Genomic DNA, 16,488 nt, shown 5'->3' with positions numbered 1-16,488 from the left:
GATCTTTCATGAACGGTACCAACGTGCAACGGCACGTTCTTGTAAGCGCAGGCGTTGCGGTCCTGTGCTCAGCCAATTTTGATAGCCACAGCTTGCCCGCACCAAAAAATCTAACCATGATGCGTGACGCCGTAATACACGATGCAAACGATGTTCTGCCGTAGGGTTGAACATCCCATGCCTTGAGAATAATTGACGAGGATTTTTCTTCACCCATAACCATGAACCCATTTCTAAAGTCAGGGGCAAAAACGTGTTGGGCGTGCCAGTCGCTGTGCTTACCTTTGTTGACAGTTCTTGATGATGTAAGTACAGATAATCCCAGATATCGCCGTGCGTTTTGTATTGCAAACTCTGTGGCTCGAACAGGTACCGGTGATGGGGATGCGTTTCCTGAAACAATTCTTCGAGGCGCAAAATATCCGCTAAGTGTGGAATCGGATGTTGACTATGTGCATGTGGAAACCAGACTCTGTCGACCATACCAAAACCAGAGTGGCAATCAATTGCCATACTAAACTGCCGATTCAATAGTTGTTCACGCACTACTCTGCATAGTGCCTGATTCTCGATTTCCATATCTGTACCGACGCCACCACGATACCAAGGCAGACGTGGACTAATCCTATGACCACCTAGCAAGAATGGGACTTTTCCTTGCGCTTCAATCGGCGCATTGCGCATTAAATCGATGCCGTTGGGATTTGCACGCGTCGATTTCCACATGCCACCAGGATTGACTAAAGGCATGAACACTAAACGTACTTGTTGTAATAATTGCTGCAAACTTTTATCCCAAGCTAGTTGCGATAGCAAGCCGCGCAAATAGCTTAACAACACTTGAGTACCTATTCGTTCTAAGCCATGAATGCCGCCAAAAAATCCTATGGCAGGTAGCTGCGGATCCGGATTGCCAAGCGCCAATTGATACACCGGAAAACACTTGTGCCGAACTTGCACCTCGCAGGCGACGTTAACTTCGAGATGGTTTTTCCCCATTTGTATGAGGCGTTCAAGTTCTTGTAATTCTGGGAGCGCAGGCATAGGCGTTGCAGACTTTCAGAAACGGGCGAATTTGATTGGGTAATTGCTAGATAGATTCAAGCTAAGTTGATCATGCTAGTGCAGGCTAGTAGTGAACGCAAGTTAATTGCCATAGGTGTGGTTCAGTTCTCTCAATTTTCGTGGCAAATATCTGCTGTCTATTCTCGATTTTGTCTTTTTATCTGGTACTGCGGTTAATAAAGCAAAGTAGAGCATCGCAACGGCATACTCTTTCGTCACAAAAAAAAGAGTGCAGAAATACACCCGCACTCGTTTCAGAATCCTCTTTCCTTAACTCTAGTTTGAGTTAAGTGAACTATCCGAACATTTTATTTAGGTTCTTTGAGTGCTGCAATAATTGCTTTGCTAAAGTTACCTGGCTTCACCACTTCTAGCGCTAGTTGTTTGGCGGCCTCGATTTGCTTAGCACTCATGCGCTCTGCGGTGACTGCTTTAGCTTTCGCACCGTTACTTGCTGGATCAGTGGCGATCAATTCGAACAAGGCTAAGGCGACCACGGCATTTTGCGAGACGCCGCGTCCTTCTTTGTACATCACGCCTAAGTTGTATAAGGCGCTTTCATGTTTTTGTTCTGCCGCTTTGGCGAACCATGTTGCAGCCTTAGCTTCATCTTTAGCGACGCCTTGTCCGGTGTAGTACAGAGTACCGATATTGGTTTGTGCCTGAGCATGGCCTAGTTCAGCCGCCTTGTTGTACCAGCTAATCGCTTGTGCGAAATCTTGTGTGACGCCTTGACCTTTGTGGTACATCACGCCTATGCAGTACTGTGCTGAGGTGTCACCTTGTTCCGCCGCCTTGTCAAACCAGCTCATCGCTAATTCGTAATTTTGTGGCACGCCTTGTCCATTGCTATACATCAGACCAAGATTCGATTGCGCGAACGCATCGCCGCGTTTGGCTTGCCTTGAAAATTCTTTGTAGGCTGTGGCGTAGTCGCCTGCTTTGTATGCGGCGATCGCTTCTGGGTTTCCAGCGTTAGCGGTGTTTGCGATGGTGCAGGTGAAAATGCTTGAAAGTAGTAGGGTGATGAGTTTGATTTGCTGGAGTTTCATTTTTGAAGTGCATGAAGCGTAAATGTATGGATATCTCTAATCATAAGGCATTCTCATAATTTTCTGATTCGTATTCTGTGCAAAAGTGGTCTTGCCGAATTTTGTGTTGCGTATTTGCGCCAATTGCTACTTTTAAGTGCAGGCCATGGAACCTCGATTGAGAAAAATGCACATAAATTGTGCGCCTATTTTTGCGCCTACACTCGTGTCGAGTATTCCTTCTAATTCTGACAATAAATCGGTTAGGTCATTGATGCGTCATATTCTCTTAATAAGATCGAGTCCTTCTTCACTTCGAGTTTAGCCATGAAAATTCAAAATTCACGTCGTCAATTTATCCGTACATTTGCTGCGTCGACTGCAGCGGTTTCTGGCAGTCTCGCACTCAGTGCTTGTGGCGGTTCGGGGACATCACCTGTGTTCGCTACTTTTGAACATGGCGTGGCCAGCGGTGATCCGCTCAGTGATCGCGTCATCATCTGGACGCGTGCTACGCCTTCTGTTAACTACGACGGCAGAGATTTTGAGATCACATGGCAAGTCGCGACGGACGAGCAGTTTTCTAAAATTGCGAAGTCAGGTAGCCTGTCGACGAATGCAAGTCGTGATTTTACTGTGAAGGTCGATGTCACTGGTTTGAGCGCAAACACGCCATATTTCTATCGATTCAATTTTGATAGCCGTATTTCTCCCATTGGCCGTACTAAGACATTGCCAGTGGGTAAAGTCGATCAGGTGAAACTGGCTGTAGTCACCTGTTCCAATTATCCCGCTGGTTATTTTAATGTGTATGGTGAACTGGCAAAGTTAACCGACATCGATGCAGTCATCCACTTGGGCGACTATATTTATGAATACCCGCGTGACGGTTATGCATCACAAGATGCGGCGGCTTTAAATCGTCTGGTCGAACCTAAAACTGAGATCATTACGCTAAGTGATTATCGTAGCCGCTATGCGATTTATCGCAGCGACACTGATTTACAAGCCGTGCATGCTAGGTCGGCATTTATCACGGTGTGGGATGACCACGAATTCGCCAACGACACGTGGATTGGTGGCGCAGAAAACCACGATCCAGCAACTGAAGGACCGTTTAGCGCACGTCGTGCTGCCGCACTTCAGGCGTATAACGAATGGATGCCAATTCGTCTGCCAGATGCGAGCAAAAATGATCGTATTTATCGTTCATTTGATTTCGGTAGTTTGGTTTCATTGCATATGTTGGACACGCGTTTGATCGGCCGTGAGAAACAATTGTCTTATGCCAGTTATATCAATGCGACGGGCGCGTTTGATGCAGCAAAATTCGCCCAAGATATAGCCAATCCTACGCGCCAATTGATGGGGGCAGAACAGACTACTTGGTTGCAAACACAATTGACGAAGTCGACCGCGACTTGGCAGATTCTGGGTCAGCAAGTGTTGATGGCACGTATGAATATTCCTGCACCTTTGGTTTTAGGCCAGATAAGTTTTTCTGACTACACTAAACTATTAGTGAAAGCGCAAACTGCGCCAGTCTCGCTGACCGCAACTGAGAAAGCCATCTTGGCGCAACCTGCTATTCCCTACAATTTAGATGCTTGGGATGGCTATGCAGCAGCCCGCGAAACGGTATTTGCCACTGCCAAAGCTTTAGACAAAAATTTGATCGCGTTGGCGGGTGATACGCATAACACCTGGGCTAGTGATCTGAGCGATATGAATGGTATTGCGGTTGGCGTCGAGTTTGGTGTCACCTCTGTGACTTCGCCGGGATTTGAAGAAATCTTCGCCAAAGAAGATCCCGCTGCAGTTGCCGCAGGTTTAGAGCAAATTATCGGGCCTTTGGTTTATGCAGAAACCAAAAATCGCGGTTTCATGATCGTGACAGCAACGCCAACCGAAACGCGCTCTGAATGGCGTTATGTCAGTACAGTGAAGTCAAAAACTTACACTATGCTTGCTGGAAAAACCTTAAAAGTTTTACCAGGTGCGAGCAATCGAAAACTTTTACCAGTTTAAGAATGTAACCCTGAATCACTTAGCCGACGATCTAGCTGTCGGCTAAGTGCATTTGAACGCCAGATTTGAAGGCCGACAGAATCCATCAATCACGCAGATAAATCAACGTCCACAGTAAGTGCCAAGACTTAGCCAGTTCATCTGGTCATCGTAGTCCTATATGTAGCATGATCTATTGTGCAGTCATGGCATGGTTGCGTCTCAAACGTGGTCATTGTGTTTTCTTTGGCTTGCTATACCACAGTGCATTCACAATAATCCAACGATCACCAAATCGACCCATATGGAAATAGTCAACAAACCAAGGCGTTTCCATTCGGACGGAGGCGGCAGTATCTTTGACGTCCAGCACTTTGCAACTACGATCCCATTGTTCTGGTGATGTTTTCAATGCGCCATTTTTCGTGAGCGCAACTAATTCTTCTTTAGACATACGACGCAGACCGAGTCTCTCGTCGGGCGTATCACCGATCACCGAACGCTTCGCTAAGTCGGGGTGCAACGAGCGTGCAACCCGGGCTGGATTACCTTCTAACTGACCATCAATGTAATCGAAGCAAGTCGCTTCAATTGCTGCTATTGTGGCTTTATCGGTATCACTGGCAGGCGTTTCGTAAGTATTGCCCAGTAGTGCTACAGAAATAAAAAATGCGGCCAAGCTCATAATGTAATCCCTGGTTGAATGAGAAAAATTCAAAAAACAGTGCTGTAGTCGGACAAGGTAGTTGCTACTTAGTTCCTGAATTTTGAGAGCGCTCACAGCCGCTACTGCGATTGAATAAGTTGACATACACTGCGTAATGGCAGGTTTATTTGACTGAACGTGGCATTGTTTAGACGCACAGTTATGTCTTTCGTGAAAAAAGGCAAGCTTGCACGGTTTTTCGATACCATCGTGGCAATGTTGCATGATCATTGCCTAGGATCTTTTTTAGACTTGAGCAGAACGCCAATGCTAGCTGTAATTAATTTGCGGTTGCGGACGTCGCATCGCGGTCAGATGCAATAGCTTTCGATGGTGTTGCTAGTCGGGGATGTCTTGTTTTCAGTGCCATAAGGGCATATTTCTAGTACCAAAAAATGCTTGGAGATATTCTTGTTTGTGATCTCGCCGAGTAAGAATTCCCGTATCCCTTAAATCTAATTCAGCATGTCACTCTATTCTTAAAGCGAATAACGATATTTCGTTGCTGGCCCTCAGCTGCTCTGGAGATGATCCGGCGGTTCTGCGTACTTCGCATCGAAGTCCTGTCCCAACAGTCTCCTCTCATTGTGCCCTAACGTACAGAAGCCCTCTGTGGCGGTGTTTATGCTTACTGTATTGAACTATTTTGATCACGACGGTTTTGTAATCATATCTACCTGATTGGAAACATGATGAAAGCATTAGTCTATCTTGACCCCGGCAAAAAAGAACTACAAGAGCATGCGAAGCCAACTATCTTGGCTGAGACCGATGCGATAGTCCGTATTTCGAAAACGACCATCTGCGGTACTGATTTACATATTCTAAAAGGCGATGTGGCGACCTGTGCGCCCGGACGTATTTTGGGACATGAAGGTGTGGGTGTGATTGATGGGATTGGTACAGGTGTCAGCCAGCACAAAGTTGGTGACCGGGTTTTGATTTCTTGTATCAGTGCCTGCGGTAAGTGTAGTTTTTGCCGCAAGCTTATGTATTCCCATTGCACTACCGGCGGTTGGATCTTAGGAAATAGCATTGATGGTACGCAGGCAGAGTTTGTGCGGATTCCTTATGCGGATAATAGTTTGTATGCGATTCCTGAGGGGGCGGACGAAGAGGCGATTGTTATGCTCAGCGACATTTTGCCCACAGGATTCGAGTGTGGTGTGCTTAACGGCAAAATCCAGCCTGGTGGCACGGTGGCGATAGTCGGTGCTGGCCCTATTGGTTTAGCCGCTTTATTGACGGCACAATTTTATACGCCGTCTCAAATCATCATGATTGATTTGAATGAGCACAGGCTGAGAATTGCCATGGAGCTCGGAGCGACCGCGACCATCAAGAGCTCTGCGGCGGATACTGTGACCAGCTTAATGGCAATGACGAATGGATTGGGTGTGGATACCGTGATTGAAGCGGTCGGTACGCCGACTACCTTTGAGTTGTGTCAAAAGTTAGTCGCTGCCGGTGGAACTATCGCTAATATCGGTGTGCATGGTACCAAGGTTGATCTACATCTGGAAAAACTGTGGGATAAAAATATTACGATTACGACGCGCCTGGTTGATACGATCAGTACACCAATGTTGATGCAAACTTTGCAGGCGAAAAAAATTGATCCTAAAGTTTTGGTGACACATCATTTCGATTTGGATCATGTGATCGATGCCTACAAGACGTTTGAGCACGCAAGTGATAGCGCGGCGCTTAAAGTAATTATTTCAATTCCCTAAATCAAATGTTTTAACCACGATCAGTTTTATTTTTTATCGATCGCGGTTCAGACAAAACTGTTTCAGCGTACTGCCTCTAGTAAAGTATGCAGTTGCACAATTTGATCCTGATCCAATCCACGTGTCGCGTTCGCCGCACCGATTTCGAAACTTTGTAATGCATCTTGAAACAAGCTGATGCCAGCGTCAGATAGCTTCACCAGGCTAACACGTGCATCGCGTGGATTGACCTCTTTTTCCACCAGATTAATTTTCTCCATAGGCAGTAATAGACGCGTGACACCGGAAGCGCTTAAGCCTACTGACTCGGCCAAGTCTATGCGACGCATGCTGTAGTTGGGTGCATTGTTTAGGTGATGCATGACGGTGAATTCGGTAAAGCTAATGCCATGTACACTCAGCTGTTGGTCGACTTTCTTTAACATCTGGGTCTGTAACACACTGAGCGACATGATTAATTGCATAGCAGTGGAGTTGTTAGCCATTTGGTTTCCTTTTTTTGAATAAATGAAGTTTTAAAGAAATGCTGGAATGTTGAAACAACACCGCATTAAGATTGCATTGTATTTGATTAATGCTTGACGAGTCAAGCATTAATCAAATACTCCCAACTTTTATTATCTTTTTGTTCGTAAGCTTTGAAACGCTCCCTAGTGAGTTTGAACCACACTTATTACCCCTATTTCTACTTGCCGCACCTCAACGTTCTATAATGCGCGACACGACTTCAATAAGAAGTCGGTGATCAACGGAGCGACTATGCAGAACAATAATAATGACGGTGGTTTTGAACAAATCGTAGCGCGCGAGCAAGGTTTGCAGCGCAGCCTCAATAGCAAGCAAATGTCGATGTTGGCAATTGGTGGTGCGATTGGTACGGGTTTGTTCTTGGGCAGTGGCTTTGCGATCAGTTTTGCTGGACCTAGCGTGCTCTTGAGTTATGCCATTGGTGCCTTGATCGCTTTGTTGTTGATTGCCTGCCTCGCGGAAATGACGGTCGCACATCCCACTTCGGGTTCGTTTGGCGCGTTTGCCGAACATTATGTGAATCCCTGGGCGGGTTTTGTCGTACGGTATTCTTACTGGGCGGCGAACGTATTAGTGATAGGCACCGAGGTCACGGCGATTGCTTTGTATATGCAATACTGGTTACCCGATTCGCCAGCGTGGTTGTGGATTGCCTTGTTTTCAGCCAGTCTGGTGTTCGCGAATGCTTTGAGTGTGCATGTATTCGGCACCATCGAATATTGGTTTTCCACGATCAAAATTATCGCGATAGTGGTGTTCATTGTGCTTGGTTCATGGATGGTATTTTTCGCACCCGAGCAGTCCGCGCAAAGTACCATAGGATTCGCCAATTACACGCAGTACGGCGGTTTTTTGCCTAAGGGTTTTACCGGCATGTGGCTGGCCGTGATCGTCGCCTTGTTTAGTTATTTAAGTATAGAAATGATTGCGGTCGCGGCGGGCGAAGCCAAAGATCCTGAGCAGGCGATTACCCGCGCTTTTCGCTCCGCCTTAGTACGCTTGGTCGTGTTCTATATACTGACCTTGATATTGGTGTTGGCCATCGTCCCCTGGACACAAGCGGGGCAAGGTAAGAGTCCGTTCGTGACCGCTATGGAGGCTGCACATATTCCAGGTGCAGCGGGCGTGATTAATTTTGTGATCCTGGTCGCCGCTTTATCGGCAATGAATAGTCAACTCTACACCGCAACACGCATGATGTTCAGTCTGTCACGTGCTGGTTTCGCACCCGCTGTATTCGGAAAATTGAATCGCCAAGGCGTGCCTATGCAAGCGTTGTTTTTGTCTTGTGCAGGGATTGCCGTTGCTGGCATTTTGAGTATCTTGTACCCAAAATCGTCCTTCGTGTTGATGATGGCGATCTGTATGTTCGGTGCGATGTTTGCGTGGTTCATGATCTTTGTCACGCATTGGAATTTTCGTCGTTACTGGGACAAACACAACAAGCCAAAACTGCCATTTCGGATGTGGGGTTTTCCGTGGTTGACTTTGCTGGGCGCAGGCTTGATGCTGGCCTTAATGATCACAACGGCGTTCACCGAAGAATTCAAAATGACACTTGCGACGGGCGTGCCATTTTTGATTGTGCTGAGTGCCTTGTACTTTGTTTGGTATCGCAAGCGTTGACACTTACTCCCTGTTTAGCATTTCACCATGCGGCCTTCGCGAGCACTGAGCATGCCAGCCTCTAACAATTGCATCACTTGCAGAGCCTCTGTCGCAGGAACTGGATTGGGGCCGCTGTGCAAAATCGCATCACGTACGGCTGCGTAATAACGTGTGTAGTCGCCACGTTCATTGACTACTTGTGAATGCTGCATCCATGTGCCGCGCATGACATCGAGTCTGCCCATGGTTTCATCGACACCCCAGTCTTTGTCACCTGGACGCAGGCCAGCTTTCAGCGCGTCTTCTTGTGGATCGATGCCTTCTTTGGTGTAGCTGCCTTTAGTTCCGTGAATAATAAAGCGGGGGCCTTCGTGCGCTACCAACATACTGGCATGCAGTATCACACGTAATTCGCCGTAACTGAGTACCGCATGAAACCAATCATCCGCTAATGCACCATCGCGTTGCAAGGCGCGGTCGAGGTAGATAGTCTGCGGCGTTCCAAACAAGCAGATTGCTTGATCGAGTAAATGTGGGCCTAAGTCATACCATAGACCACTACCAAGGCCGTTACCCTCGCGCCAACGTTGCCTGACTTCGGGACGGAAACGATCAAAGTGCGATTCAAAATGCGTGATACGCCCTAGCTGACCCGATGCCACTAGTTTCTTTACCGTCAAAAAATCCGCGACCCAACGCCGATTATGAAATACCGATAATAATTTTTGCGCCGCATCGGCACGCGCGATCAAATCACGCGCCTCCGCAGTGTCCAGCGTAAAGGGTTTATCCACTACCACATGTTTGCCAGCAGTCAAAGCTTGCGCAGCCAAAGTATGATGGGTGTCGTTAGGGGTAGGAATCACCACCAAATCAATATCGGCACGCGCGATGAGCTCTTCCGGCGTGTCAAATACCTGAAGTTGCGGCCAGTCAGCGTGCACTTTAGCGGGGTTGCTACTGGAGATAGCGACCAACTCCAATCCCGGCACCGCATCGATCAATGGCGCATGAAAGGTTGCCGTGGCGTAGCCATAACCGAGAATGCCGACTTTAAGCTTAGATGTCATGGTGTGAACTCGTGATGGTAAATGCGATTGATAAATTGCGTGATTGATTGTAGCAACTAAGTTTGGTAACTAAGTTTGGTAATTGAGCCTAATGCCGCTTCGCCCAAACCTGATCGCGCTCAACAAATCGAGATACTGAGGAATTAGCTTGAGCGAGCGTGTACTTGATGGGAGGCATTGACGTATTTCATTAAAAATTGCTTTCTTTTCCTGTCTTTGACATCACCGATTATGGGTTCATCAGAAAAATAGATTTCCGAGCGGAGAATCATAAACGGAAACGGTTTTATCTGTATCGTATATACAGCAAGATAAATGCAATATTTTCATTTAAGTTATAATATTGGAAATTTTAAGAGCCTAGATTAAATGCATTTATAAAAAGTTCGAATCACTCATATGAACTAAGCCATTGTCATCCAAATACTTTCAAATTCCTGCTATGCAATTTATTCGACCTTCTTTCATTTTTCCTTTGATTTGTTTGGTGTTCAGTGGCTGCCTCCAAACCGCGCCAGTGGCTAAGGCGCCAATAGGCTTAACTCCTGAAAACCCGATTGCGCAACAGAGCTCGATAGCCTTAGCGCAGGAGCAGCGAGAAAAAATACTGGCGCAGGCGGTAAGTATGACTGAACCTAGGCTTTGGTTTGCTGGGTTTGGTTTTCATTCTGGTTCTGAAGCGTTTCGTGGCGATGTTTTATTGACCGAGAGTCGCTTGCGTGAAAATTATCCGCAAACTCTATCCTTTGTATTTGACAATGCCTTGCAGACGGAGAAAATCAAAACGCCGTTCGCACATTTGGGTAGTTTGAATGACACGGTAAAGACCATTGCTAGCCAGGTTAAGAAAGGCGACATTGTGACCATTATGTTGTCGACTCACGGTTATACCAAATTGTTGGCAACACAGATTGGTGGACGTGACTACGCTAGTATTTTGGATTATCACTTGGCGACTGCGTTGGCGCCATTAAAAGATACTCCGACCATTTTGATTATCTCTGCTTGTTATTCTGGTTCATTGATCCCTGCTTTGCAGAATGAAAATCGGATCATTCTGACTGCAGCGGCGGAGAAAAAAGTCTCTTACGGTTGTCAGCCATTGGCGAAGAACACTTTCTTTGTCGATGCCTTGTATGGTATCAAACATGATGGAAAATTGTCTTTGGTCGCGGAGTTTGAATTGACTAAAAAGCGTATTGCAGCGCGTGAGATCGAAATGAAACTCCATCCTTCAGAGCCGCAAATTTTTATTGGTGAAAAAATGAAAGCACTGGCAGCGAAGCCACAAAATGCTTGGTTCGTGGCGGACAAGATAATTAATGCTAGTACCGCTGCCAGAACGGAATAGAAGTTTACTTTTCAGAGATAAAAAATGGGCACCTGTAACGCGTGCCCATTTCTATATCTACGCCAGGAACGGTATTGTTTATAAGCCTTGGAAAGTAACGAAAGGTACGGTATTTATCAAGGGTAATTTGGCGACAGCCCAAGCCTGTATTCCACCGCGATACCAATACAAATTGGTATAACCTAAAGTCTGAAGGCGCATTACTGTATTCACACTCAGCCAGCATTCTACTGATGTGCAAAATACCGCGATCGGTTGTGCCTTGTCGGGGGCGATTTTTTGCATCATCCTGTCGATTGCCTGCGAGATTTTTTTATCGCGAGCCTCATCGCTATAAGCGACGCCGGCGTAATCAAATAAATAGGCGTTTGGTAAACTGGGATCAGGAGTCTCGCTGATATAGCGCGCGTCAATCAGCAGCAAATTGCCGCTTTTAATTTTCTCAACCAGCGCATCAGTCTGTAGGGTGTTGATCCCATTCAAGTGCAAGGGGGTTGGGAAATGTACGCCGTCCTCTACCGAACGCAGTTGTGTAGGCGTGGGAATATGCCAATCCATGCTTTCTATGATTTTGTACTGATTACCTTCGGCCTTGAGCTTGGCTAGTGCATTGCGCGAGGCATTCGCATAGTTTTGGTATTGCGGGTTAAACATCTCATCATTTAGATGACTAATACGGCATGGCATAGCCGCCCGATTCTGACAGTTTTTCAGTGCAATGCGCAAAGCAGTATCGTTTGAACTTTGTTTGCCACTAAAGCCATAAGCGCCATTGCTAGAAACAGCGAATGCCTTTTTTCCTTCGGTCTTCTGGTATTGCTCAAATGCCTTTTTTGCAGTGTCACTGAATTCAATTTTTTCTACCGGAACTATCGGCATTTGCGAACAGGCACTAAGGAGGAACGCGGCCGGTAAAAATTTGAGAAGGAAATGAAGAGCATGTTTCATAGGGTAGACGGAAAGATGAGGAAAGCAAAGTTTATCATAAGTCATGTTTTTAATTTAATCTACTTCGCTTGCATTACTTATTTTCTTCTTCGGTCTTTTTTTGCAATCCTTAAATCTGCAGCCGTGTTTCGTGTTGCTGCCGCTGCGCGAGAACGTCTATCTCATTAAGGCAGCAGGAGTTGAACCCTACTTCGTCGGAGCTAAGCTAACGGCGTAACCCCGAGCCGACTTGTAATTCCGAAAACCAGTTGATAAAGCGCATAACATCTGCACCTTGATAAATCGCACCGTGTTGTGGACACAGCATGTCGATTTCCAGATCTTGGACTCGACGGCACCAATCTAGTTTGGCCTCATTCGAGCCCATCCAGCGACGATGAAATCCTTCGGCATGGCGGATGTGGCGATCAAAATCTTTGACGAATAAGTCGTCTTCGCCTGGTGGCAAAAGGGCGGCGCCAATATCGCCAGAGAACAAAATTTTTGCAGCCGGATCGTACAAATTGAAGTTGCCAGAAGAATGCAGATAATGCGCTGGCACGGCTCGCAAACGCAGACGTCCCAATTGAATATCCAAGCCCTCATCTGGTATGGACATAAAGGTCGTCGCATTGCCGCCAAAGTGGGGGATGAACGAGCGCCACAACCAACTCAGATAGCACTGTAAGTTGGGATTGAAATCTAACCATAAAGCGAGCGATGAAATGACGTCAGGGTCTTGATGCGAGGAGAACAAAGCTTGAATATTTCTCGCATCGAATTCGGTATTGATAGCAGAGAAAACCTCTGGAAATATCTCCATCCCACCAGGGTCGGTCAAGATGGCTTTATCACCTTGGATTACCAAATATTCATTGGTGTCGATTAGGTAATCTGGTTTTTCAGGATCGCGCGTGATGACAGCCCATTGATGATCGCCTTGTTCGAAAATGGTTTGATATTTTTTCATGAGGATCTGGTCGATTTGGTTAATTGTTTCAGATGAAAAATCGCTTGATTCATAATCTCTTCAATCCGCCCCGCGACTTGCTGCATATCCGCTAGCATACTGCCGCCATAAGCAGCCTCGATACGCGCATTGTGTGACAGCATGGCGCCTGAGCTGCATAGATTTAGTGAGCGACAAATTTCATTTTCTAAGGTTTGCCATTCATGGTCAGTGGCATCCTTTAGCGCTTGGTAGGCGCTTTGCTTGTGTGTGTAGGCATACTCAAACTGATGAGCGCCATTGGCATTTTTTTGCATGGCAGCGGTGATTGAGCGCAGGTTCTTTTCTAACTTACGTAAGTCGGCAATACGGCGAACCAGTTGAAAGATCATCAAACTGAGTTTGTCCATGCTCTCTTCCATTTTCTGGCTAAACATCCTGAGCTCCATGGCGACCACCTTAAAGCCCGCAGATTGAGCGCCTGCGCGCTTCGCTACCAAAATCGCATTCATTGCGACTAAGTTAATTTGATGGGAGGTATCGACCACTTGTTTCAAGCCTTGGTTAATCGCGACCGACTTACTCAGGTCTGAGCTTGCATGCATGTCGTTCATAGGCGCTGACTCCGGGAGCTGCAGTTAAAAGTGAATTTTCACAAACCTTTTACAATTATTGTGCACCAAAAGCATTGTCTTAAATCAAGTCTGAATGATGTGTTGCATTTAAGCATCGAAATTGCCGCGATCTGGTTCAACAAGGATAGCACTTGTATTGAGCAACATTACTTTGTCTAATGCAGAAATTGAGGATAGATTTTTTTAAGTATTTTTGTGATTGAAACTCTTTGACTTTCACTTTAAATGCAGCTCCTAAGGAAACTGAATTGAATATGTCTCGGGCACTTTTTCTAACTTTAAGGCCAACGAGAAATTTATTGGCATTGTTACCTTATCTTCTGCTTGTTTATATGAAGAAGCGACTTGTATGCTCATTAAAAAAACAGAGTGGTCAACCATATCAATTCTCATATCGTTAAAAAGCTCTTCCTGCGTGATTCTGTTTGTGTTAAGCCTTGCTTACTTTGATACCTTCCTTATGAAAAATTATTTATACGCTTTCGTTTGCACGCTAAGTATGGGCTTTTTCTGCATGCCAAATACGGCGCAGGCACTAGGCTTCCGTTGTAACTCCTATGTGATCGATGTCGGCATGCATAAAGCGGAGGTCATGAATAAGTGCGGTAACCCGGCGACGCGGGATCAACGGGTGGAGCGACGTCGAATTGGGGGGCGTCAATCGATTGGTAATCAAGCCCTGCCGCCAGTGACTATGCAAGGTAATCGCAATTCTGTTGAATCCGAGCGCGAGATTGAAATCCAAATTGAAGAGTGGGTGTATAACTTTGGTTCGCAACGCTTTATGCAGTTGCTGACATTTGAAGATGGGCGTTTAAAGCAAATTCAAGATTTGGGTTACGGCCAATAAAAAACGAGCACCCGGCTTTGCCAAGGTGCTCGTCGTTTTTTGTACGGACTTGATTAGATTTGTACTCGGGTCCCCAATTCAATCACACAATTATTCGGCAAGTGAAAAAAGTCCGCGACGCTACGTGAATTGCGCGACATCAAAGCAAACAAAAGTTCGCGCCAGTGCGCCATACCTGTACCTTTGGTCGGCACTACGATCTCGCGGCTCAAGAAATACGAGGTTTCGAACAGGTTGATAGGCAAACCATGTTGTTCGCAGCGCTCTAAAGCCTTCGGTAAGTCGGGTTCGTTTTTAAAGCCGTAATTGACTTTGACTTTCCAAAAACCAGGTACCAATGCCTCTACTTGTACTCGCTCGTTATCGGCGATCCAAGGTACATCATGAAATACGACGGTTAAGATCAGATTGCGTTCATGCAGTACCTGATTGTGTTTTAGATTGTGCATCAAGGCCTGTGGCACGGTGTCAGGATTGGCCACCGCATAGATTGCGGTGCGGGCGGCGCGATGCATACTGTCTTCTGAAAGAGCTGTGATGAACGGTAATAGCTCAGGATCATCTTGTTGGATATGCGTGATTAATAATTCGCGACCACGACGCCAAGTCGACATGATAGTGAAAATTAGAGCGCCTAACACGAGAGGGAACCAGCCACCTTCGACGATTTTGAATGAACATGACACTACTAATAAGGTATCTAAGGCCATGAATATGCCGGTCGCGCCGAGGGCGAGTGGCAAAGGATAATGCCAGCCGTGACGTACGACGAAAAAGGTAAGTAAGGTGGTGATAAACATGGTGACCGTGACCGCAATTCCATACGCACCCGCCATCGCGGACGAGCTGCCAAAGCCGACGACAGTCAACAGAACACCGGCCAATAAAATCCAATTCACACTAGGAATATAAATTTGGCCAATTTCTTTGACCGAAGTGAAATGCACTTGCATGCGAGGCAGCAAGCCAAGTTGCATCGCTTGTTTGGTCATCGAATACGCGCCAGAAATCACAGCTTGCGATGCAATCACCGTAGCAATCGTTGCCAGGATTACGGCGGGCATCAATAATTGATCGGGAAATAATTGAAAGAAAGGATTGTCGATTGCCGTTGCATCGCGCATCAATAGTGCGCCTTGGCCCATATAGTTCAAAGCCAAAGCAGGTAAGACTAAACCGGTCCAGGCAAGACGAATGGGCTTTTTGCCGAAGTGTCCCATATCCGCATACAAGGCCTCAGCACCGGTAAAAGCCAAGACTACCGCACCGACCACGATGAAGACATGTGCACCTTGTGCCCAGAGAAATTGAATTGCATACAATGGATTGAGCGCGGCAAGAATGGCGGGCTGCTGTACGATTTGCAGTATGCCAAAGACCGACAATGCTGCGAACCATAGCACAATCACGGGTCCAAATAGCTTACCGACGACTGAGGTGCCATAACGCTGCATCGCGAATAGGGCCATTAACACGCCTATCGAAATCGGTAAAATGTAGGGTTTGAAATTGGGTGAGATAACTTCTAAACCTTCGACCGCACTCAAGACAGATATGGCAGGTGTAATAACACTATCGCCATAGAACAAAGCTGCACCAAGCACACCGATCAAGAGTAAGCTGACTCGGCGCAAGTGCGTGCTGCCAGCGGCTTTGCTGGCTAACGCTGTTAATGCCATGATGCCACCTTCGCCGCGGTTATCGGCACGCAAAATCAGTGTCACGTATTTCAAAGTGACGACCGTCATGAGACCCCAAAAAATGACAGAGACCACGCCGATTATATGCAGTGTGTCTAGCGGCACGCCAGTATGGGCGCTGAAAATTTCTTTCATGGTGTACAGCGGACTGGTGCCGATGTCGCCATATACCACGCCTAATGCGCCCAAGGTGAGTGCGGCGACGCTATCGCGCTGCGTGTCTTGATTATCTGATACGTGACTCATAAAAACCTGACAAAAATTGAACAGGTTTCGATTGTCTTTGTTACTGTGTTAGGAAGGCATAAGGATACAAAATTGATGCTAA

At 46.5% G+C, this 16,488-nt stretch carries 14 protein-coding genes; 5 read left to right on the top strand and 9 right to left on the bottom strand.

From position 1 onward, the window contains the following. Positions 1-6 precede the first annotated feature (6 nt). Complete coding sequence (locus ACO0KZ_RS18015; protein WP_422997761.1) at positions 7-1,044, bottom strand: M14 family zinc carboxypeptidase; 1,038 nt, start codon at positions 1,042-1,044, stop codon at positions 7-9. Between the two features lie 329 nt (positions 1,045-1,373). Then, positions 1,374-2,117 carry a tetratricopeptide repeat protein gene (locus tag ACO0KZ_RS18010; RefSeq protein ID WP_422997759.1) on the bottom strand — a complete coding sequence of 248 codons (744 nt, stop codon included), beginning with the start codon at positions 2,115-2,117 and terminating at the stop codon, positions 1,374-1,376. Positions 2,118-2,423: 306 nt separating this feature from the next. Here ACO0KZ_RS18010 and ACO0KZ_RS18005 point away from each other — a divergent pair, with 306 nt between their 5' ends. Next, positions 2,424-4,124: an alkaline phosphatase D family protein gene (locus ACO0KZ_RS18005; RefSeq protein ID WP_422997757.1), complete on the top strand. Its 1,701-nt coding sequence runs from the start codon at positions 2,424-2,426 to the stop codon at positions 4,122-4,124. Positions 4,125-4,335: 211 nt separating this feature from the next. Here the strand turns inward: ACO0KZ_RS18005 and ACO0KZ_RS18000 are convergent, their stop codons facing one another. Further along, the gene (locus ACO0KZ_RS18000; protein ID WP_422997755.1) at positions 4,336-4,788 is read right to left on the bottom strand and encodes a nuclear transport factor 2 family protein; all 453 of its coding nucleotides are present in this window, start codon (positions 4,786-4,788) and stop codon (positions 4,336-4,338) included. A gap of 713 nt (positions 4,789-5,501) precedes the next feature. Between ACO0KZ_RS18000 and ACO0KZ_RS17995 the strand changes: the two genes are divergently transcribed. Continuing rightward, positions 5,502-6,542 carry a zinc-dependent alcohol dehydrogenase family protein gene (locus tag ACO0KZ_RS17995; RefSeq protein ID WP_422997867.1) on the top strand — a complete coding sequence of 347 codons (1,041 nt, stop codon included), beginning with the start codon at positions 5,502-5,504 and terminating at the stop codon, positions 6,540-6,542. Positions 6,543-6,604: 62 nt separating this feature from the next. On the opposite strand, the gene ACO0KZ_RS17990 is transcribed toward ACO0KZ_RS17995, so the two are convergent. Further along, positions 6,605-7,027: a MarR family winged helix-turn-helix transcriptional regulator gene (locus ACO0KZ_RS17990; RefSeq protein ID WP_422997753.1), complete on the bottom strand. Its 423-nt coding sequence runs from the start codon at positions 7,025-7,027 to the stop codon at positions 6,605-6,607. A 274-nt stretch (positions 7,028-7,301) separates the two neighbouring features. On the opposite strand from ACO0KZ_RS17990, the gene ACO0KZ_RS17985 reads away from it, so the two are divergent. Beyond that, positions 7,302-8,696 (top strand): amino acid permease, encoded by a 1,395-nt coding sequence (locus ACO0KZ_RS17985; protein WP_422997751.1) that lies wholly within the window; start codon positions 7,302-7,304, stop codon positions 8,694-8,696. Between the two features lie 14 nt (positions 8,697-8,710). On the opposite strand, the gene ACO0KZ_RS17980 is transcribed toward ACO0KZ_RS17985, so the two are convergent. Further along, on the bottom strand, positions 8,711-9,748 hold the full coding sequence (locus ACO0KZ_RS17980; protein ID WP_422997749.1) for an oxidoreductase: 1,038 nt from the start codon (positions 9,746-9,748) through the stop codon (positions 8,711-8,713). Positions 9,749-10,190: 442 nt separating this feature from the next. On the opposite strand from ACO0KZ_RS17980, the gene ACO0KZ_RS17975 reads away from it, so the two are divergent. After that, complete coding sequence (locus tag ACO0KZ_RS17975) at positions 10,191-11,099, top strand: C13 family peptidase (RefSeq protein ID WP_422997747.1); 909 nt, start codon at positions 10,191-10,193, stop codon at positions 11,097-11,099. 78 nt (positions 11,100-11,177) lie between these two features. Here the strand turns inward: ACO0KZ_RS17975 and ACO0KZ_RS17970 are convergent, their stop codons facing one another. The 3 genes from ACO0KZ_RS17970 to ACO0KZ_RS17960 form a co-directional block, all read right to left on the bottom strand. Next, a complete protein-coding gene (locus ACO0KZ_RS17970) occupies positions 11,178-11,978 on the bottom strand; it encodes a rhodanese-like domain-containing protein (protein ID WP_422997745.1) in 801 nt (266 codons plus the stop codon). Positions 11,979-12,252: 274 nt separating this feature from the next. After that, the gene (locus tag ACO0KZ_RS17965; RefSeq protein WP_422997743.1) at positions 12,253-12,996 is read right to left on the bottom strand and encodes an MBL fold metallo-hydrolase; all 744 of its coding nucleotides are present in this window, start codon (positions 12,994-12,996) and stop codon (positions 12,253-12,255) included. Beyond that, positions 12,993-13,589: a methyl-accepting chemotaxis protein gene (locus ACO0KZ_RS17960; RefSeq protein WP_422997741.1), complete on the bottom strand. Its 597-nt coding sequence runs from the start codon at positions 13,587-13,589 to the stop codon at positions 12,993-12,995. The genes ACO0KZ_RS17965 and ACO0KZ_RS17960 overlap by 4 nt, the downstream gene beginning before the upstream one ends. 481 nt (positions 13,590-14,070) lie before the next feature. On the opposite strand from ACO0KZ_RS17960, the gene ACO0KZ_RS17955 reads away from it, so the two are divergent. Beyond that, positions 14,071-14,460: a DUF2845 domain-containing protein gene (locus tag ACO0KZ_RS17955; protein ID WP_422997739.1), complete on the top strand. Its 390-nt coding sequence runs from the start codon at positions 14,071-14,073 to the stop codon at positions 14,458-14,460. A gap of 53 nt (positions 14,461-14,513) precedes the next feature. Here the strand turns inward: ACO0KZ_RS17955 and ACO0KZ_RS17950 are convergent, their stop codons facing one another. Then, on the bottom strand, positions 14,514-16,406 hold the full coding sequence (locus ACO0KZ_RS17950; RefSeq protein ID WP_422997737.1) for a potassium transporter Kup: 1,893 nt from the start codon (positions 16,404-16,406) through the stop codon (positions 14,514-14,516). Between the last annotated feature and the right edge of the window lie 82 nt (positions 16,407-16,488).

Origin of the sequence: Undibacterium sp. Di24W (assembly GCF_049340325.1) — a bacterium.
Taxonomy (GTDB): domain Bacteria; phylum Pseudomonadota; class Gammaproteobacteria; order Burkholderiales; family Burkholderiaceae_D; genus Undibacterium.
The sequence above is the reverse complement of the archived record's forward strand: the minus strand, read 5'-3'. Positions and strand labels throughout refer to the sequence as shown.

Bases quoted from the DNA above. Each gene is read 5' to 3' on its own strand.
- ACO0KZ_RS17955 (WP_422997739.1), top strand. From the start codon at position 14,071: ATGAAAAATTATTTATACGCTTTCGTTTGCACGCTAAGTATGGGCTTT.
- ACO0KZ_RS17950 (WP_422997737.1), bottom strand. From the start codon at position 16,406: ATGAGTCACGTATCAGATAATCAAGACACGCAGCGCGATAGCGTCGCC.
- ACO0KZ_RS17965 (WP_422997743.1), bottom strand. From the start codon at position 12,996: ATGAAAAAATATCAAACCATTTTCGAACAAGGCGATCATCAATGGGCT.
- ACO0KZ_RS18005 (WP_422997757.1), top strand. From the start codon at position 2,424: ATGAAAATTCAAAATTCACGTCGTCAATTTATCCGTACATTTGCTGCG.
- ACO0KZ_RS18010 (WP_422997759.1), bottom strand. From the start codon at position 2,117: ATGAAACTCCAGCAAATCAAACTCATCACCCTACTACTTTCAAGCATT.
- ACO0KZ_RS17975 (WP_422997747.1), top strand. From the start codon at position 10,191: ATGCAATTTATTCGACCTTCTTTCATTTTTCCTTTGATTTGTTTGGTG.
- ACO0KZ_RS17970 (WP_422997745.1), bottom strand. From the start codon at position 11,978: ATGCCGATAGTTCCGGTAGAAAAAATTGAATTCAGTGACACTGCAAAA.
- ACO0KZ_RS17990 (WP_422997753.1), bottom strand. From the start codon at position 7,027: ATGGCTAACAACTCCACTGCTATGCAATTAATCATGTCGCTCAGTGTG.
- ACO0KZ_RS17980 (WP_422997749.1), bottom strand. From the start codon at position 9,748: ATGACATCTAAGCTTAAAGTCGGCATTCTCGGTTATGGCTACGCCACG.
- ACO0KZ_RS17985 (WP_422997751.1), top strand. From the start codon at position 7,302: ATGCAGAACAATAATAATGACGGTGGTTTTGAACAAATCGTAGCGCGC.
- ACO0KZ_RS17960 (WP_422997741.1), bottom strand. From the start codon at position 13,589: ATGAACGACATGCATGCAAGCTCAGACCTGAGTAAGTCGGTCGCGATT.
- ACO0KZ_RS17995 (WP_422997867.1), top strand. From the start codon at position 5,502: ATGAAAGCATTAGTCTATCTTGACCCCGGCAAAAAAGAACTACAAGAG.
- ACO0KZ_RS18015 (WP_422997761.1), bottom strand. From the start codon at position 1,044: ATGCCTGCGCTCCCAGAATTACAAGAACTTGAACGCCTCATACAAATG.
- ACO0KZ_RS18000 (WP_422997755.1), bottom strand. From the start codon at position 4,788: ATGAGCTTGGCCGCATTTTTTATTTCTGTAGCACTACTGGGCAATACT.